The organism is Mesorhizobium sp. M0500, from assembly GCF_040321165.1.
Taxonomy (GTDB): domain Bacteria; phylum Pseudomonadota; class Alphaproteobacteria; order Rhizobiales; family Rhizobiaceae; genus Mesorhizobium.
Map to the genome: position 1 here is coordinate 329,700 of NZ_JAMYRB010000001.1, position 18,364 is coordinate 348,063.

An 18,364-nucleotide genomic window follows, 5' to 3' on the forward strand; every position below is an offset into this window, starting at 1 on the left:
CATGACTGCGGCTGGAATTGTCGATCGGCCGGTCGAGCATTATTGGGGCGACCGGCCGCGACGATCTTCAACGAACTCTCACCGCATTCCAGTTCATTCGAACAGGGTAGGGTTTCGCTCTCTCAGACGAACAGAAAGTCACTCGCTGCCAGCGGGCTCGTAAAATTTGCGAGAGTAACTTGATCGTCTCCCGCTGTAATGATGGTGCTGGTTCCACTTTGCGCAATTGTGAGATCATCGAACGATTGCACGCCCCCCACGCCACTAAACACGATGGTGTCGCCTTGGGTCTGGTTGAAGTCGTAGATGGTGTTTTGGGTTCCGACCGTCATTGAACCATCGTCCTTGAATATGAATTGGTCTCGGCCGCCCTGAGCCAACTCGCTCAGTTGCCCATCCCCCCACATGTCATTGATGACCGTACAGCCGGGTGCCGCGCTCCCGGCGTACAGGGTATCGTTGCCGCCCGTGGCCGAACCGGACATCTGCAGAGCGTCGCCGCACAAGAAGTTACGGACCTGGCCGCTTTCGCTGTTGTGGCCCCCGGTAAGAATGTCGTTGCCGCCCGTGGCGGACTCCGACATAGCGAATGCGTCGCCGTACAACTCGTTTAGAACATCAGGAAAGGCGCTTTTGTCCCCGCCGGTCAGGGTGTCATTGCCGCCCACAGCGCTGCCGAGCATCGTGACAGCGTCGCCATACCCCAAATTATGGGTGCCGTGCAGCACGGCCACATCATCGCCCCCAAGCGCATGGTCGAACATACTGCCGCCCGCGTCGCCGTAGAAAGTTATCTCCGAGCCACCCGCGCTCGTGAAGTTGTCGTTGCCGCCCGCGGCAAAACCGGAAAGATCGCCGCCCGCATCGCCATAAAGAGTTTTGCTCGGGATCGCCCCACCTAGGTCTGTGTAACGGTCGTCGCCGCCCTGAGCATGGTCCGACATGTCACCGCCGGCATCGCCGAAGAAAGTGCTGGTGGAAAAGAACGCGCCCGTGAACGTGTCGTTGCCGCCCTTGCTGTTGCCCGACATATCGCCGCCGGCATCGCCGTAGAAAGTGTTGAGCGAGTCGGTCCGGCTCGTATAGCTGTCGTCGCCGCCCTGGGCATTGCCGGACATGTTGCTGCCGGAGTCACCGAAGAAGGTGTTCGTGGCCTGCCTGGAGCCCTGGAAGGTGTCGTTGCCGCCCTTGCTGTGATCCGACATTTCGCCGCCCGCATCACCGTAGAAGGTGTGGGTAGCTCCTTGTACAGTGCTGGTCAGGAAAGTGTCATCCCCGCCCCGGGCATAGCCGAACATCTTGCCGCCGGCGTCACCGTAGAAGGTATCGACTACCTGCCTTGCCACGCCACTGTTGAAGGTATCGTTGCCGCCCCTGCTATGGTCCGACATATCGTCGCCCGCGTCACCAAAGGCAGTAGTGGTGGAGGATGACAGCCCCGTGGTGAAGGTATCGTCACCGCCCCGAGCAAAATTGAACAAGCTCCGAGCCGCGTCGCCGTAGAAGGTGTAGGTCGACGGTGCGGTTTCCGTAAAGGTGTCGTTGCCGCCTCTTGAGAAATCGAGCAGGCTGCCGCCAGCGTCGCCGGTCAAGATATTCGTATTCGGATCGCCTGTGAGGGCGTCATCGATACCCCGCTGATGATCTGCTAGATCACCGGTAGTAAAGGGAACGCGTGTAGACATTATCCGCTCTCCTGTTGAGCCTGCCCGTCCCATGGCAGCCGTACGATGTGAGGCAAAAACGAGCAATAATCCCGAATGGCTATGTCTTTAGGCGTAGGGATCGGTGCCTCGTTAACGGCGCGCTTGGCGGCAGCTTCCTGAGGCCGTCCTATTCCGGACTATCCCAGCCTTGCCCGAGCCTTCGCCGTCCAGGCGTTGAACAGCCGGTCTGCGACGATGCCGATGAAGGCGATGGCCAGGCCGGCGACGATGCCGCGACCGGAATCGGCCTTGGACAGGGCGATGAACACCTCCTGGCCGAGATCGCGCGTGCCGACCATGGCGCAGATGATGATCATCGCCAGCGCCATCAGGATGGTCTGGTTGACGCCGAGCATAATCTCGGGCAACGCCAGCGGCAGCTGCACGCGAAAGAAGGTCTGGCGCCTGGTGCAGCCCGAAACCTTCGCCGCCTCGATCAGCGCCGGCGGCACCTGCCGGATGCCGTGATTGGTATAGCGGATGGCCGGCACCACGGCGAACGCGACGGTGGCGATCATCGCGGTGACGTCGCCGACCCTGAACAGCATGACCACCGGAATGATGAAGCAGAACGACGGCAGCACCTGCAGCGTGTCGATGACCGGCGTGACGATCTTTTCGAAGCGGTCGCTGCGCGATGCCATCAGCCCGATCGGGATGCCGATCAGGCAGGCAATAAAGGCCGAGATGCCGCACAAATAGACCGTCGCCATGGTCTTTTCCCAAAGTCCGGTGGCGGCGCAGAACGCTGTCAATGCCGCGACCAGGGCGGCGAGGCGCAAGCCGCCGAGCTGGTAGCCGGCAAGGCCGAGGAGACACACCGCGCCCAGCCACGGAAAGCCCTCGCAGAAGGCGCGCACCGGGTTGAGCACATTGAGGATAAGCGCCACGCGGAACGCTTCGATCGTTTCGAAGAAGTTGATGGTGATCCAGTTCACCGCCGCCTTCCACAAAGGCGCGGTGGTCAAGGTGATCGCTTTCGGCACCGCGGCAAAGGCCGGCACGAACAGGCCGAGCAGCGTGGCGACGGCGAGAATGGCGACGGCCAGCGTCAGATTGGGATAGCGCCGCCAGAAACTGGTGCTGGCCTGGTGGCGGACATTGCCCTTGGCGTGATTGTGCGCGATCGCCTGGCTCAGCCGGTCGAGTGCAATTGCCAGTGCGACGATCGCGAGGCCAGCTTCCATGGCCTCGCCGACCTTGAGTGCGCGCAACGCCAAAAGCACGTCATAGCCGAGCCCACCGGCACCGATCATCGAGGCGATGATCACCATATTGAGCGCCAGCATGATGACCTGGTTGACGCCGACCATCAATGTCGGCCGCGCCGACGGCAACAGCACCCGCCACAGTTTCTGCCGTGCCGTGCAGCCGGCCATCTCGCTGAAATCGTCGATCTCCGACGGCACCCGCGACAGGCCGAGCATCGTCGCCCGCACCATTGGCGGCGTCGCGAAGATTGCCGTCGCGATCATTGCCGAGACCGGGCTGTTGCCGAACAGAAGCAGCATCGGGATCAGATAGGCGAAGGTCGGGATCGTCTGCATCAGATCGAGGGCAGGGGAGATCAACAACCTCTCCGCCCAAGGCTTGCGCCATGCCCAGATGCCGGCGAACAGCCCGGTGACAATGCAAAACGGCACGGCGATCGAGATCAAGCCCAGCGTCAGCATGGCGCTGGTCCACTGCCCGAACAGCGCGATGTAGAGAAAACAGCCGCCGGCCAGCGCACCCAGCTTCCAGCCGCCGGCGGCGCGTCCGGCAAGGTAGGCGGCAGCGCAGACGCCGACCCAGGACAGGCGCGGCAAGACGATCATATCCGCGCCATGGCCGATCTTGAAATTCTTGGCCAGAAGACCGAGCGCGAAATCGAGCGGCACGCCGAGCACCGCGGTGATCGAGCGGGTCAGCCAGGAGAAGTTCGACTTCACCCAGTTCATCAGCGCACCGACCCAGTCAGCGACAGGAACGATCGCGCCGGCCGGGTAATTGACCGCCCAGGGCAGGCTTTCCTGCAGCAGGAAGACGATAAGCACGGCGGCGAGCGCGCAGGCCCAGATCGCCAGCCAGGTTTGAACCGGCCGGGGCCTCGCTGCGCTGGCGCTTGCCGTGACCGTCATGCGCCGGCCCCACGACGTTCTATGCCGGCGAGAAGATCGATCACCGCCTGCGGCGTGACTAAGCCGATCGGCTTGCCGGTGCCGTTGACCACCGCGAAGGGCTTGCCGGCAGAGACGATATCAGCCGAAAAACTTGATATCTTGGCATCCGGCGCGACCGTGCCGCCGTACTCGGCGCCGTCGCAGGCGCGCATCAGGCTGCGCGCCGATATCACCTTGGCGCGATCGACGTCGCGGGTGAATTCGGCGACATAGTCGGTCGCCGGATTGACCACCAGTTCTTCCGGCGTGCCGATCTGGATGACCTCGCCGTCCTTCATGATGGCGATCCGGTCGGCCAGCCGGATGGCCTCGTCGAAATCATGGGTGATGAAGACGATGGTCTTGTGCAGCATGGTCTGCAGCCGCATCAGCTCGTCCTGCATCTCACGGCGGATCAGCGGATCGAGGGCCGAGAACGGCTCGTCGAGGAACCAGATTTCCGGCTTCGTGGCGAGGCTGCGGGCGATGCCGACACGCTGCTGCTGGCCGCCGGAAAGCTCGCGCGGATAGAAATGCTCGCGACCGCGCAAGCCGACCAGCTCGATGACTTCCCGGGCCCGCTTCTCGCGCGTCGGCCGGTCCTGCCCCTGGATGCCGAGGGGGAAGGCAATGTTCTCCAGTACGTTGAGATGCGGCAGCAAGGCAAAATTCTGGAACACCATGCCCATGCGGTGGCGTCGCAGCTCGATCAGCGCGGCATCGGAAATCTTGAGCAGGTCCTTGCCTTCAAACTCGACCTTGCCGTGGGTCGGCTCGATCAGCCGCGACATGCAGCGCACCAGCGTCGATTTGCCGGACCCCGAAAGTCCCATGATGATGAAGATCTCGCCTTGGCGGATTTCGAGATCGACGGCGCGCACCGCGCCAACCAGTCCGGCAGCGGCGATGTCCGCCAGGCTGGCCTTGCCGTCGCGCCGGCGGATGAAATCGGCCGCGTCCGCCCCGAACAGCTTCCAGACATTGCGACAGGCAAGCTTTATCGGGCGGGCATCGTTGCCCGCTTTCGCCGCCTGTTCAATCGTATCGGTCATGCGATCGTCCTTCTGGAACACGGGATCGAGACCCGGCCACGGATGGCCGGGTCGTCGGATTTCCAGTCAGACGGTCACTCGGCCCAGGCTTTCCAGTCGGCTTCGTGGGCGGCGATCCAGGCGGCGGCGACGTCTTCCGGCGTCTTGCCTTCGAGATCGATCTCGCCGCTCATCTTGTTGAGCTCGTCGGTGTCGACCGTGTAGTTTTTCGCGACCTTGTAGGCGACAGGCCATTTGTCCTTCATGCCGGCCCAGGAATATTTCCAGATCTCGCCATGCGGCTTGCCGCAGTCATATTTCGCGTCGGGGTTCACACCCCATTTCGGGTCGGTGTAGCACTCTGTCGTATAGTCGGGGAATTCGACCCATTCGCCCTTGTATTTGGCCGGCGCCCAATGCGGCGAATAGATCCACAGCATGATCGGCGCCTTGCGCTGATAGGCCGAGTCCAGTTCGGCGAACATCGCCGCATCGGTGCCGGCATGGATGACGGTGAAGGGCAGTTTCAGCGCCTCGACGCGTTCGTCGTCAAAACCTTCCCATGTCACCGGGCCGCCGAGATAGCGCCCCTTCGGTGTGGTTTCGGCCGTCGAAAAGGCCTCGGCGCATTTCGGATCTTTCAGCGCTTCCCAGTTCGGCAGGCCGGGGCATTTCTCTTTCATATATTCGGGAAACCACCATTCTTCCTTGGCCTTGGGTCCGAGCTTGCCGAGGCGTTCGGTCTGGCCGGTCGCGTCCGAGGCCTTCATCGCCTCGCCGGCCGTCGTGTCCCAGAATTCCAGGCCGACATCGATGTCGCCATTGGTCAGGCCGGTGGTCAGGCTGGAGAGATAGTCGGCGGTCGGATACTCGACGGTATAGCCGAGCTTTTCGAGGATGCCGCCGAGGATCTTGGCGTTCAGATTGACGCTGGTCCAATCGAACAGTGCGATCTTGATCGGGTCGTTGGATTCCGGCGCTGCCGCATAGGCCGAAGATGTCAGTGCGGCTGCGGCAAGTGTTAAGGCTCCCATTGAGAAATTCGAAATCATGCTCCGAAGTGACATGCTTGTTCTCCTGTCAAGCTCTGGTGGACGTTATCGTTAGTTCCCTTCTTGCGTCTTTTTTGATTGTGTTGGAACAGCTGGTCGTTGCGCAAGGCCGTAGGCGCCACAATGCTGCCGAAGCGGATGCCGTAGCAAAACGGGGGTGGTGCCCAAATTGGTGAAGATGTGGCGGGACCGGCCGCGTCATGACTGCCGAAGGATTGCTGCCAAGGCAGTCATCCACGGATCGATCGCCGGTCTTGAGGGGCAAACCATCAAAGTCCCATGATCTCGGCTGTTGGCTCGGCAACTCGCCCAGAGCCACTTTCATGGGATGAAATTATATATACCAACGTTCACGTCGCGCAACGATTAACGCTGGTGCCAATTTCACGGCCCGTCTTTTTACATGGACCCGCAGATCGGTTCGAAAAAAGCCAAGGTTGCCGGTCATCCCGTATGCGAGCCGCGAGGACAGGGTACCGATACAATGCAGCAGACCAAAATGCCTTACTTCTTCGCCAACCGCGGGATCGCCGCCGGCTTGTGACCTTTCAACACCAGATCATATCCGAGGCTTTCATGACCTCTTCCTTGAACAGACTGCGAATTGCCGTGCTCTTTGGCGGACGTTCCGCCGAACATGACGTTTCGGTGCTTTCAGCAACCAATGTCATGAGTGCGCTGCTGTCCGCCAAATACGATGCCCTCCCAATCTTCGTCACGAGCGAAGGACAGTGGCTGCTGAGCAGCTTCCAGGATGGTACGCTCGCAAAACCTGCGGCCGGCACGGAAGTTTGCCTGGTTCCGGGTGGGCGCGGACGGATGATGGCGATCCCGGCCGACGGCACGCCCTATGATCTGCCGAAGATCGACATCCTGTTTCCTGTCCTGCACGGCCCTCATGGCGAAGACGGCTCGGTACAGGGGGTGGCCGAGGTGGCTCGGGTGCCGCTCGCTGGCTGCGGCATCCTGGGTTCGGCAACCGCGCTGGACAAGGACATCGCCAAACGGCTCCTGGAAGCGGCGGGGCTGCCAATCGCGCGCTCAGTGACGATCCATGAAGGTGCGGCGCCCGCCCTCGCTGCACTGGAAAGCGAACTCGGCCTGCCGTTCTTCATCAAACCGGCGCGTCAGGGATCGTCTGTCGGCGTCGGAAAAGTCCATGCCAGCCAGGAATTCGATGGAGCGCTTGCTGAAGCCTTCCGGCACGATTGCAAGCTGTTGGCCGAGGAATTCATTCGTGGGCGCGAGATCGAATATAGCGTGTTGGAGGACCCGGCAGGCGACCTGTTCGTCTCGCGGCCAGGCGAGATCGTGCCGGCCGAAAGCCACGATTTCTACAGCTACGATGCCAAATACATCGACGAGAACGGCGCGGCACTTAAAGTGCCGGCCGAACTGCCGCCGGAGGTCGAGGCAGCCATGCGGGACGTGGCCGCAAGGGCTTTCAGAGCCGTCGGCTGTGACGGGATGGCGCGCGTCGACTTTTTCCTGACACCGGACATGCAATTCTTGGTCAATGAAATCAACACCATCCCTGGCTTCACCGATATCAGCATGTATTCCAAGGCAATGGCGGCGAGCGGCGTCAGCTATTCCGAAATCATCGACCGGCTCGTGGAGCATGGATTGGCACGGGCCGGCCGACCAGTCTGAACGCAGCGAAGGGGCTTTCAGATCCCGGTGGATGGTACGTTGGCCCGCGCCGCCGCTCACGACATGATCAGGCCGCCATCGACATTGATGGTCTGGCCGGTGATGTAGGCTGCATCGTCGCTGGCCAGAAAGCTGACCAGGCCGGAGACATCTTCGCCGCTGCCGGCGCGGCCCATCGGGATGTTCTTCACCCATTCGGCCATCAGCTCGCCGGGCTTGTAGTCGCCCATCAACTTGCCCCATGCGGCGTCGTTATAGGCCCACATATCGGTGTCGATGATGCCGGGGCAGATCGCGTTGACGGTGATCTTCTCCTTGGCCACTTCCTTGGCCAGGCTCTGGGTGACGCCGACGACGCCGAATTTCGAGGCCGCATAATGCGGCGTGTAGATAAAGCCCTGCCGCGCCTGGCCGGATGCGGTGTTGATCAGCCGGCCGCCATCGCCATGCTTGCGGATGCGCGCGATCGCCTCCTGGCAGCACAGGAACACTCCCTTGGTGTTGACCGCCATCACCTTGTCCCATTCGGCCTCGGTCATCGCCTCTATCCTGGCGATTGTGATGACACCGGCATTCTGCACGGAGATATCGACGCGGCCGAACTCCTGCTCGGCCAGATCGTAGAGGGCGACGACTTCGTCCTTCTTCGTCACATCCATGCGCATCGGTGCGACCCTGGCGCCCGCAGCCTTGAGATCGGCGGCGACCTCTTCGACGCGCGCGTCGATGGCGCTGACGACGACCGCGGCACCTTCCGCCGCGAAGCGCCTGGCCATTGCCGCACCAATGCCGCCGCTGGCGCCGGTGATGACCGCCGTTTTTCCGAGGAATCGCTTCTGCATCTTTTCTCCTACCAGCAGACGAAGCCGCCATCGACGATCAGGTCGATGCCGGTGACGAAACTCGAGGCGCGGCTGGCCAGGAACACGGTCGGGCCGACCATCTCTTCCGTCGCCGCCATGCGGCCCATCGGCGTGTCGCGCTCAAAGATCCTGACCTGGTCGGCGACCTCCGGCCGCTTGTTCATCGGCGTCAGCGTGTAGCCGGGGCTGACGACATTGACGCGCAGGCCGCGATCGGCCCATTCCATGGCGAGGCTCTTCGACATGTGGATCACCGCGGCCTTCGACGAATTGTAGTGCGCCTGGGTCAGGCCGCGATTGACGATCGAGCCCGACATCGACGCGATGTTGATGATCGAGCCCTTGCGCCGCGTCAGCATGGCGCGGGCCTCGGCCTGGCAGGACAGGAACACGCCGCTGACATTGACGTCATAGAGCTTCTGCCATTTCTCCAGCGACAGCGTCTCTGCCGGCTCAGCTCCGGCGACGCCGGCATTGTTGACGGCGATGGTCAACGCGCCGAGTTCCATCTCCGTACGCTCGATCGCGGCCGCGAGATCGGCCTCTGAAGTCACCGTGCCGTTCAGCACCAGCGCCTTGCGGCCGAGTGCGGTGATCCGGTGCGCGGTCTCCTCCAGCCCGCCTTTCGAGGCGTGGCCGAAGCAGGCTATGTCGGCGCCGGCCTCGGCCAGCCCAATGGCGATTGCCTGCCCGATGCCGCTGCCGGCGCCTGTCACAAGTGCCACGTCACCATGAAGGTCGAATAATTTCATCGTCGGTCCCTCTGCTCCAACCGCCGTCCTCCGGAAATAAAGGGGCGCCAACTCTGTTGCTGGCGCCCCGCGCGGTCTGGTGCCCGGGAGGATACCACCTGCTGCGCTTTGTTTCGATGGGCTGTTCCTAGCTCGTGGCGAGTTCCATCACGGCGATATTGCTTGCTTCGCTGCGGTCGAGAATGCCGCGTTGCCGGCCGCGGCTCACCACCAGCACGCGATGCGACAGGCCGAGAACTTCCTCGAGGTCGGAGCTCACCACCACCACCGCCATGCCGGAGCGGGCAAGGTCGGCGATGACATCATAGATCGCGGCGCGTGCACCGACGTCGATGCCGCGCGTCGGCTCGTCCAGGATGAATACCTTGGGCGGGCGCGACACCCATTTGGCGATGATCACTTTCTGCTGGTTGCCGCCGGAAAGCTTGCTGACCGCCTGGTTCGGCCGGCCCTTGACGCCGAGCCGGCGAATGCCGGCCTCGGCGAATTTCTGCACAGCCTTCGGGAACACCCAGCCATTCGGCGCGACATGGTCGAAATTGCCGATCGCCAGGTTCTCGCCGATCGTCTGGTCGAGCACCACGCCCTGCGCCTTGCGGTCTTCCGGTACCAGGACGACGCCGGCCTTGATCGCCGCCGCCGGGCCATTGAGATGCACCGGCTTGCCGGCGACGCGCACCGATCCCGATGAGATCGGATCGGCACCGGCGATCGCCCGCACCAGCTCCGTGCGTCCGGCGCCGATCAGCCCGGCAATGCCGAGGATTTCGCCGGCCCGCACTGAAAAGCTGACATTTTGAAAGCTGCGTTCCGGCGAGGACAGGTTCTCGACCTCGAGCAGCGTGTCGTTGCCCGGCGCCGATACCGTAGGGAACATCCGCTCGACACTGCGGCCGACCATTTGCTCGACGACAGTGCGCACCGGAATGTCGGCGCGCTCGTGCCGGGCGACGATGCGCCCGTCGCGCATCACCACCACGCGATCGGCGATCTGGGCGATCTCGTCCAGCCGGTGGCTGATATAGATGAAGGACATGCCTTCCGCCTTGAGCTTGCGGATCTGCTGGAACAGGAGCTCCGTTTCCTCGCCGCCAAGGGCTGCGGTTGGTTCGTCGAAGATCAGCAGCTCGGCATTGAGCGTCAGCGCCTTGGCGATCTCGACCTGCTGCTGGGCGGCGATACGCAGCGTGCGCACCTTGCGCTCGGGCGAGACATCGAGGCCGAGGCGCTTCAACTGGGCCGATGCCCGCGCATTCATTGCCGCGCGGTCGATGCGGCCGCCACGCATCGGCAGGCGCCCGACATAGACGTTTTCGGCGACCGACAGATCGGGCAAGAGCTTCAGCTCCTGGTGGATCATGCCGATGCCGACGTCGATCGCCGCGGCAGGATTGGCGGGGGAATAAGCGTTCCCCCGCCAGGTGATGGTGCCGGCATCGGGTTTCGTCGACCCGGCGATGATGTTCGAGACAGTCGACTTGCCGGCGCCGTTTTCGCCAAGCAGCGCCACGACCTCGCCCGGCCGCACCTCGAAGCTCGCATCGGCCAGGACCTGCACCGGCCCGTAGCTTTTGCAGAGGCCGCTGACGACGAGCCCGTTATGGGGGCTGTGCGTGTGGCGAGGATCGGTGGACATCGTTGCGCTCGTCGATTGCCGGACTGGTCTCAATCAGGGATGCTTGGCGATGAACTGCTCGACATTGTCCTTGGTGGTCAGCGTCGCATCCTGCAGCTGTTCGGCGGGAATGGTCTCGCCGGCCACCAGCTTGATTGCTGCATCGACGGCGAGCCGGCCCATGCCCTGGGTCTGCTGCGTCGCGGTCACGTCGAAGACGCCGTCCTTCAGTGCCTTGAGCGCCGCCACGTCGCCGTCGAAGCCGGCAACCCAGACCTTGTGGCCGGGATTGGCGACCTTGACGGCCTGCGCCGCACCGAGCGCCAGCGCGTCGGCCTGGCCGATGACGATCGACACGTCGGGGTGCGACTGCAACAGATCCTGCGTCAGCTTGAAGCCTTCGTCCTGGTGCCAGCCTTCGCTCCACAATTCGCCGACAACCTTGATGTCGGGATAGCCTTTCAGCGCTTCGCCGCAGCCCTTCGAGCGGTCGACCTCGGGCGTCGTGCCCTTCTGGCCGTGGATGATGATCAACTCGCCCTTGCCGCCGGCCTGCTTGGCGATGTAGTCGCAAACCGCCTTGGCCGATGCCACGCTGTTGGTGGCGATGAAGGTGTCGCCTGGCGCGCCGTCGGCGTTGCGGTCGACATTGATGACTGGGATGCCGGCAGCCTTGGCGGTCTTGGTCGGCACGGTGGCGGCGGTGGCGCCGGCCGGAATGTAGATCAGCGCGTCGATGTTTTGCGTGATCAGGTCCTGTACCTGGCTGACCTGGGTCGCCGAATCGCCCTTGGCATCGACGGTAACGACCTCTATGCCCTTTTCCTTGCCGTAGGCTTCGACGGACTGCTTGATCTGATTGAAGAAGTCGGCCTGCAGATTGGCGACGGCGAGGCCGAGCTTTTTGGCCTCCTTGGCCGAGGCCATGTCGGACAGGCCAAGCAGCGGGATGACGGCCGCGGCGGCAAGCAGCAATGAACGTTTGGTCAGCATGTTTATTCCTCCGTTGATGTTCAATCTGTCCTGCCCGCGCATCGCGGCGCCCCTTGGCCGAACAACTCCCAGTTTCGGATCACCGATCCGTTTTCGCCCGAATATCGGGGCGAATCTCATTGAGCCCAATTCTTCATTGTGCCCCATTCTTCATTGTGCTCGGCGCCGCCACGTGTCGGTGGCCACCGCCAGCGCGATCACCACGCCGATAACCACTTGCTGGATGAAGGGCGAGACACCGAGCAGGTTCAGCCCGTTGCGCAGCACGCCGATGATGAGGACGCCGATGGCTGTGCCGCCGATCGAACCGACGCCGCCCGACAGGCTGGCGCCGCCGATCACCACCGCCGCGATGGTGTCGAGTTCGTAGCCAAGGCCGGAGCTCGGCTGGACGGAATCGAGCCGGGCGGCAAGCACGATGCCGGCGAGACCGGCCAGCACGGCGCAGATCGCATAGACCCAGTTGGTCAGCGACTTGACTGGTATGCCGGACAGCCGGGCGACTTCGGCGCTGCCGCCGATCGCGTACAGGCTACGGCCGGTAGCGCGATAATTCAGGAAGATCGCGAAAATGACGGCAAGCACGATCATCAGCCCGACGGTGACCGAGAGGAATCCGAAATGGCGGATTATCGACAGGCTGGTGAACCAGTCGGGAAAGCCGACGATCTGCGAGCCGTCGGTGATCATGTTGGCGAGGCCGCGCGCCACCGACATCATCGCCAACGTGGCGATGAAGGGCGGCAGCTTGGTGACCGTCACCAGCAGGCCCGAAACCAGCCCGCAAAGGCCGGCGACGACGAGGGCTGCGGCGATGCCGGCCGGCAGGCCGAGATTGAGATAGTCCGGATGGGCGACGAAGCCCATCACCATGGAAGCCAGCGCCAGTACCGAGCCGACGGACAGGTCGATGCCGCCGATCAGGATGACCAGCGTCATGCCGATCGCCATGATGCCGAGCACGGTGACCTGGTCGAGAACGTTGAGGATGTTGCGGACAGTCAGGAAGGTGTCGGTGGTTAGCGAGAGCGCCACGCACAGCAGAACCAGCCCGATCAGCGGGCCCATGGTTCCGGCAAAGACAGCCGAAAACCTTGCGCCCGCCGTAGCCTGCGCGCCAGAGCCTGCCTTCAACTCGCCTGCCTTCAAATTGCTTGCGTCGTTGCTCACAGCCACTTTGTCTCCTCCACAGCAATCCGGCGCTGCATCACCGGGCCACTTTGTTCACCAGGCCCCTCCCTGTGAACAATTTATCTTTAACATGCAATTTTGTTCAGCTAAACTGTTCGTCGGAAAATTGTCAAGACCTGCCCGCTTCATTCGAGCACGGTTTGCGCTGTTCGCCGGTTTGCCTTACGCAATGTCTCGGAAATCTTGGGCATTTCGAAGTCGCCGGATTGGAATATCATGAGCAGAGCCGGCGACTGCGGCAAGGCAAACAGATGACGATCATAGAGAACGAAAGAGCCTCGCGCTTCCCCGACGCCGAACTCAAGGCCCGCGCCGCCTGGCACTATTATGTCGAGGGTCTTACGCAGGAGCGGATTTCCGAAATTCTCGGCGTCGGCCGCATCAAGGTGCATCGCATTCTCTCGGCCGCCCGCGAAGAGGGTGTCGTCCAGTTCCGCATCCGCGACAGCGTTGTCGAATGCGTGATCCTGGAGGAAAGCCTCAAGCAGCGCTTCGGGCTCAGCCAGGCTGTTGTGGTACCGTCGCCGGCCGACCGAAGCAACGCGCCGCTGATGATCGGCCACGCCGCCGCCGCCTACCTGGCCGACCATGTGAACGCCGGCGATGTCATCGCGCTGGGCTGGGGGCGGACGCTGAAATTCGCCATCAATGAATTGCCACGGCGGCCGATCGCCAGGACAACGGTGGTTTCGATGCTTGGCGGCCTCACCCATGCACAGCCGCTCAACCCGACCGAAAGCGCCTGGGATTTCGCCGAGAAGATCGGTGCGGAGTGTTTCCTGCTGCCGGTGCCGGTCTATGCCGACAGGCCGGAGCAGCGCGATGCTTTCATGAGCCAGCGCAGCGTTCAGGATGTTGTTTTCCGCGCGCGCCGGGCAAACATCGCCGTGCTCAGCGTCGGCTCGTTTTCCAGCGACAGCCCGATCGCCAATTACGGCTTCATCAAGCCAAGTGAACTCGAGGAACTGCAGGCGGCCGGTGCCGTCGGCGATATTCTGTGTCATTTCATCGACGCCGAGGGCCGCCCGGTCGACCACGAGGTCAACCGCCGCGTCTGTGCCTATCCGCTGCAGGATCTGTCGGATATTCCTAGCATAATCCTGGTTTCGGGAGGGCAGGAAAAGATTGCCATCATGCGGGCGGCGCTGGCCAACACCAAGGTATCGGTTCTGATCACCGACGAGGATGCGGCCAAGGGGCTGCTCAACCGCTAGATTTCGTCGAGAGCGCCGAGGCGGGTGTGGATGTCGCGCGTCGCCTGATAAAGGTCGCGGTAGATTTCCTTGCGGCTGCGATAGGCGGCGACAAGCCCGTCGACCGGATCGACATGCCTGGTGGGAGCGGCAGCCATTACCTCTGCTGCGGCTTCCGGCGAGGCAAACCAGCCGACAGCCGCTGCCGCCAGCATGGCAGCGCCGAGTGCGGCGGCTTCGTTGACCGGCGAAACCGAGAGCGGCCGCTCGAGCACGCTTGCCATGATCTGCATTAGCAGCGCGCAATTGGTGCCGCCGCCGGCGGCAATCATCGCCGCCGGTCCGCCGGCCTGGGCTTCCATGGCCTCGGTGGCGACGGCCTGCTCGAAGGCGATGCCTTCCAGGACAGCGCGGAAGAGATGCTCCGGCCGGTGATCGAGCGACAGGCCGACAATGGCGCCGCGCGCCGCACCGTCCCAATACGGGCTCATGACGCCGGCCCAATAGGGCATGATGAGCAGGCCGTCGCTGCCCGCGGCAACATCCAGCGCCACTTTCTCCAGCGCTGCCGCCGAGGGCGAACCGGTGGTTCGCACGATCCAGTCGACCAGCTGCATGCCCGATCGCAGCACGGTCTCCAGCATGAATCCGGAGCCGGTCGGCGAGACCAGCGTGCGAAAGGCGTCCGAGGTTTTCACCTTGCCGGAATAGCAGCCGCTGACCACGCCGGAGCCGAGCGAGAGATAGCTCTTGCCCTCGCCGTAGACGCCCATGCCGAGGCCCATCGCCTGGCCGTCCCCAGCGCCGGCAACGACCGGCGTGCCGGCCCTCAGGCCGGTCAGCTGCGCTATGCTTGCGGAAAGACTGCCGCAGACCACGCCCGGCGCGACCAGCTCGGGCAATTGCTCCATCTGCAGTCCGGCGGCCGCAACGAGGCGGGGATGCCAGGTACCTTTCTCGACGTCGAGCAGCCCGAGCGGATCCGCACTTGCGGTGCTGGTGACCAATCGCCCGGTCAGCCGCTGGACGAAGAAACCGTGCACGTCGACCAGTGCCGCTGCCTGGCGAAGCACTTGCGGCTGGTGCTCGGCAAGCCAGGCAATGGCGTAGAGCGCCGGCGTCGGGTCCGGGGGCTTGCCGCTCCAGTCGCGGATCGCCTCGCGGCCGAGTTCGGCCGAAAGCCTGATAACCTGCGGCCGGGCGCGTTCGTCGAGCCACAGGATCGCCGGCATGAGTGCTTTGCCGGCGCTGTCCACCAGCGTGAAGGTCTCTCGCTGGTGAGCGATGCAGATCGCCGCCACCCGCGTAGCGCCGACCGCCTCGGTGACCTGCTTCAATGCGCCAAGCAGCGCCGTCCACCAATGTTCGGCGTCCTGCTCGAAATGGCCGGGCTTCGGATTTGAAAGCGGGTACGGCTCGCGCGCCTGGAACAGCTCCTCGCCGTCGCGCGCGAAGGCAATCGCCTTCACGGCCGTGGTCGAGGCGTCGATCCCGATTACGACATCGTCCATCAGGCGGAGATCCGGCGGGGTCAGGCTGCGTTTGTAACGAACCGTCCGTCCGACTGGTCGAGACGGCGGCGGATCTGGGTTATCACCATCGAATCGTCGGGTACACAATTTTCATAGGTCAGGAAGTCGCCGGTCTTGAGCGGCTTGACCACCTTGGCGCGTTCGGCAAGGCCGAGCGGCAGGGCGCCGCGGGCGCGCGCATCCCCCCAGGTCATGGCGAAGCCGCGATAGTCGTTCTCGCCGATCATGCCGAGCGACTGGCCAACGCCAAGATCGCTCTTGGCGACCGCCACCGCCTCGGCCACAGGATGGTCGAGCGGCTCCATGTCGGCCCGCTTGTAGACCACGGCGCGCGCCGCCGACAGCGGCACTTCCAGGCTGGTCAGATGATAGGGCCGGAAGATCGTGAAATAGGGGCCCTTGCCGACCTTGAGGTCGATCATGCGCTCCAGCACACGCGGATGCCGGGTCTCGATGATGCAGAACACACCGGGCGCCACTCCCTTGCCGATCGAGTAATCGACCACGCCCTTGCGATGCAGCACGCCGCCATCCTCGCGCGGGCAAAGCACGCTGGCCAACTCCTCCAGCGTCGCGGTCGGGCCGTGCATGCCCGGCACGTCGGGCACCAGGCCGGTCGCATTGGCGATCGCCACCATCTCGATCGCCGTCTTCGAGCCGTCGACGAATTCGACCAGCATGCGCGCATTCATGTTGCGCTCGGCCGCCTCCTTCTCGTAGTCGGCCGGCATGGCGTCGATCTTCAGCGGATTGTTCTTGCCCTTGCCGGCGGCGATGATGTTGAAGCCGAGGCTTTTGGCAAAGCCGATGATCTCCAGCGTGCAGGCGGGCTCGTCGCCGGCGGCACCGGTATAGACGACGCCGGCCTTGCGTGCCTCCTCCTTGAGGAAGCGGCCGATGGTGATGTCGGCCTCGACATTGAGCATGACGATATGCTTGCCGTTCTTCATCACTTCGAGCGCAAACAGCGTGCCGATATTGGGATTACCCGTTGCGTCGATGATGACGTCGATCCGGCCGGCCGCCGCCAGCGCATGCAAATCTTCGGTCACCGCGATCTTGCCGGCCTCGATGGCGCGGTCGATCGCGGCCGCATTGCCGGCATGGACGATGTCGGAACGGTCATGGCCAGCGAGCAGCGCCGCGTCGATCGCTGCCTGCGGCCTGACTTCGGAAATGGCGCCGATCCGCATGCCCGGCATCAGCGCGACCTGGACGACGATGTCGGTGCCCATCTGTCCGGCGCCGGCAAGCCCGATGGTGATCGGCCCCTGCTGTTCAGCGCGCTGCAGAAGTTCCGCTGCAAATTGCGGATGGGACATGTCGCTTCCTCCAGTTCCTGACGCGCCGCAGCGTCCAAATCAACGGTTTGAACATTTCTATTTGCAAATGAAAAATATTTCAACCGGCAATTGGGCATTGTCGCTCTGCAATCGGCCGAAGACGATTGGAGGAGCGGTCATCCACACGGCCGTGCCTCCGCAGTCAGAAGGACGCGGCATATTCAGGTTGATTGGGTGCAGCCTTGTTGTAGCTCAGCTGCCGATTTCGAAGAAGGGCGCACCAAGCAGGCCGGGAACGACATCGATGCCGAGGCCCGGCCCATCCGGAATGCCCATACGGCTTCCCGAAACCGGCGGCATGTTGGATGCGGTGCGCACCGTCACCCATTCGTGGAAGGCGATGGCGTGCAGCCGGCGCTCCTCCGGCGTCGACAGCGACAGATGCGCCATGGCCGATGTGTCGATCTCGGCGCCGCCAGTGTCTTCGACCGTGATCATGAAGCCGAGGTCGACGGCAAGGTCGCGGATCTGGCGCGTTTTGGTGACGCCGCCGAGGCGCGAGATCTTCAGCGTCAGCCCGTCGGCCGCGCCCTTGCGGTGGATGTCGAGCATATCGTCCAACGAGGCGACGGATTCGTCGAGCACCATCGGCTTGTCGAGCGAGCGGCGCACCGACAGGCATTCGTCGATCGTCGTGCAGGGCTGCTCGAACGTGTAGTCGATGGTGCGCGTCGCATCCACGAACTGGCGCGCCTCGTAAGGGGTCCAGCCGGCATTGGCGTCGCAGAAGATGACGGTGCCCTTCGGCACCGCGGCGGCAACGGCTGTGACGCGTTCGATGTCGTCATGGACGTTGCCGCCGACCTTGACCTGCAGCCGTTGAAATCCTTTCCCGACGATGTGCTTGGCAAGTGCGGCCATCGCGTCGACCGTGCCGTGGGTGACGACCTTGTAGAGTTCCGCCGTCTCGCTCTCGCGGCCGCCAAGCAACGTGACCAGCGGCACGTCGGCGGCGCGCGCCGCGAGATCCGAGCATGCCATGTCGAGCGCCGACTTGATGTAGGGATGGCCCTTGAACACCGTGTCCATCAACCTGTTGATACTGGCAAGCCCGCGTGGGTCATGGCCAATGAGATGCGGCGCGATCTCGACGACGCCGGCGCGAGTACCCGCAGCGAAGGCAGGCGAATAGAAATTGCCAAGCGGCGCCATCTCGCCCCAGCCGGTGAGCCCGCTATCGGCGGTGACGGCGACGATCACCGCGTCGAACGCATCGGCGACACGCCCCTTGGACATGCGGTAGGGCCCGTCCACGAAGGGCTGCACGACATGGTAGGCCTTGATGGTTTTGATCTGCAC

General features: G+C 63.3%; 14 protein-coding genes. 2 read left to right on the plus strand and 12 right to left on the minus strand.

Annotated features, from left to right (window positions below; translation table 11 throughout):
• Positions 1-122 precede the first annotated feature (122 nt).
• The 4 genes from NKI70_RS01655 to NKI70_RS01670 form a co-directional block, all read right to left on the minus strand.
• Positions 123-1,685, minus strand: coding sequence for a hypothetical protein (locus tag NKI70_RS01655; protein ID WP_352697855.1), 1,563 nt, complete (start codon positions 1,683-1,685; stop codon positions 123-125).
• A 158-nt stretch (positions 1,686-1,843) separates the two neighbouring features.
• A complete protein-coding gene (locus tag NKI70_RS01660) occupies positions 1,844-3,826 on the minus strand; it encodes an ABC transporter permease (RefSeq protein ID WP_352590150.1) in 1,983 nt (660 codons plus the stop codon).
• Entirely contained in the window at positions 3,823-4,899 is a 1,077-nt protein-coding gene (locus NKI70_RS01665) for a quaternary amine ABC transporter ATP-binding protein (RefSeq protein ID WP_352590147.1), read from the minus strand. The genes NKI70_RS01660 and NKI70_RS01665 overlap by 4 nt, the downstream gene beginning before the upstream one ends.
• Before the next feature lie 74 nt (positions 4,900-4,973).
• Entirely contained in the window at positions 4,974-5,945 is a 972-nt protein-coding gene (locus tag NKI70_RS01670) for an ABC transporter substrate-binding protein (RefSeq protein WP_031211023.1), read from the minus strand.
• 561 nt (positions 5,946-6,506) lie between these two features.
• Between NKI70_RS01670 and NKI70_RS01675 the strand changes: the two genes are divergently transcribed.
• On the plus strand, positions 6,507-7,583 hold the full coding sequence (locus NKI70_RS01675; RefSeq protein WP_352700351.1) for a D-alanine--D-alanine ligase family protein: 1,077 nt from the start codon (positions 6,507-6,509) through the stop codon (positions 7,581-7,583).
• Positions 7,584-7,639: 56 nt separating this feature from the next.
• Here the strand turns inward: NKI70_RS01675 and NKI70_RS01680 are convergent, their stop codons facing one another.
• From NKI70_RS01680 to NKI70_RS01700, 5 genes are all read right to left on the minus strand, one after another.
• Entirely contained in the window at positions 7,640-8,425 is a 786-nt protein-coding gene (locus NKI70_RS01680) for an SDR family oxidoreductase (protein WP_352682735.1), read from the minus strand.
• Positions 8,426-8,433: 8 nt separating this feature from the next.
• A complete protein-coding gene (locus NKI70_RS01685; protein WP_352682737.1) occupies positions 8,434-9,198 on the minus strand; it encodes an SDR family oxidoreductase in 765 nt (254 codons plus the stop codon).
• A gap of 127 nt (positions 9,199-9,325) precedes the next feature.
• Positions 9,326-10,834 (minus strand): sugar ABC transporter ATP-binding protein, encoded by a 1,509-nt coding sequence (locus NKI70_RS01690; RefSeq protein WP_352621184.1) that lies wholly within the window; start codon positions 10,832-10,834, stop codon positions 9,326-9,328.
• 33 nt (positions 10,835-10,867) lie between these two features.
• On the minus strand, positions 10,868-11,806 hold the full coding sequence (locus NKI70_RS01695; RefSeq protein ID WP_254820381.1) for a sugar ABC transporter substrate-binding protein: 939 nt from the start codon (positions 11,804-11,806) through the stop codon (positions 10,868-10,870).
• 150 nt (positions 11,807-11,956) lie between these two features.
• Positions 11,957-12,940, minus strand: coding sequence for an ABC transporter permease (locus NKI70_RS01700; RefSeq protein WP_502897030.1), 984 nt, complete (start codon positions 12,938-12,940; stop codon positions 11,957-11,959).
• Positions 12,941-13,248: 308 nt separating this feature from the next.
• Here NKI70_RS01700 and NKI70_RS01705 point away from each other — a divergent pair, with 308 nt between their 5' ends.
• Positions 13,249-14,211 (plus strand): sugar-binding transcriptional regulator, encoded by a 963-nt coding sequence (locus NKI70_RS01705; RefSeq protein WP_352700325.1) that lies wholly within the window; start codon positions 13,249-13,251, stop codon positions 14,209-14,211.
• Here NKI70_RS01705 and NKI70_RS01710 read toward each other — a convergent pair.
• From NKI70_RS01710 to NKI70_RS01720, 3 genes are all read right to left on the minus strand, one after another.
• Positions 14,208-15,701: a xylulokinase gene (locus NKI70_RS01710; protein WP_352700326.1), complete on the minus strand. Its 1,494-nt coding sequence runs from the start codon at positions 15,699-15,701 to the stop codon at positions 14,208-14,210. The genes NKI70_RS01705 and NKI70_RS01710 overlap by 4 nt on opposite strands.
• Before the next feature lie 20 nt (positions 15,702-15,721).
• Positions 15,722-17,044 (minus strand): NAD(P)H-dependent oxidoreductase, encoded by a 1,323-nt coding sequence (locus NKI70_RS01715; protein ID WP_352590126.1) that lies wholly within the window; start codon positions 17,042-17,044, stop codon positions 15,722-15,724.
• 213 nt (positions 17,045-17,257) lie between these two features.
• Entirely contained in the window at positions 17,258-18,364 is a 1,107-nt protein-coding gene (locus tag NKI70_RS01720; RefSeq protein WP_352590123.1) for a mandelate racemase/muconate lactonizing enzyme family protein, read from the minus strand.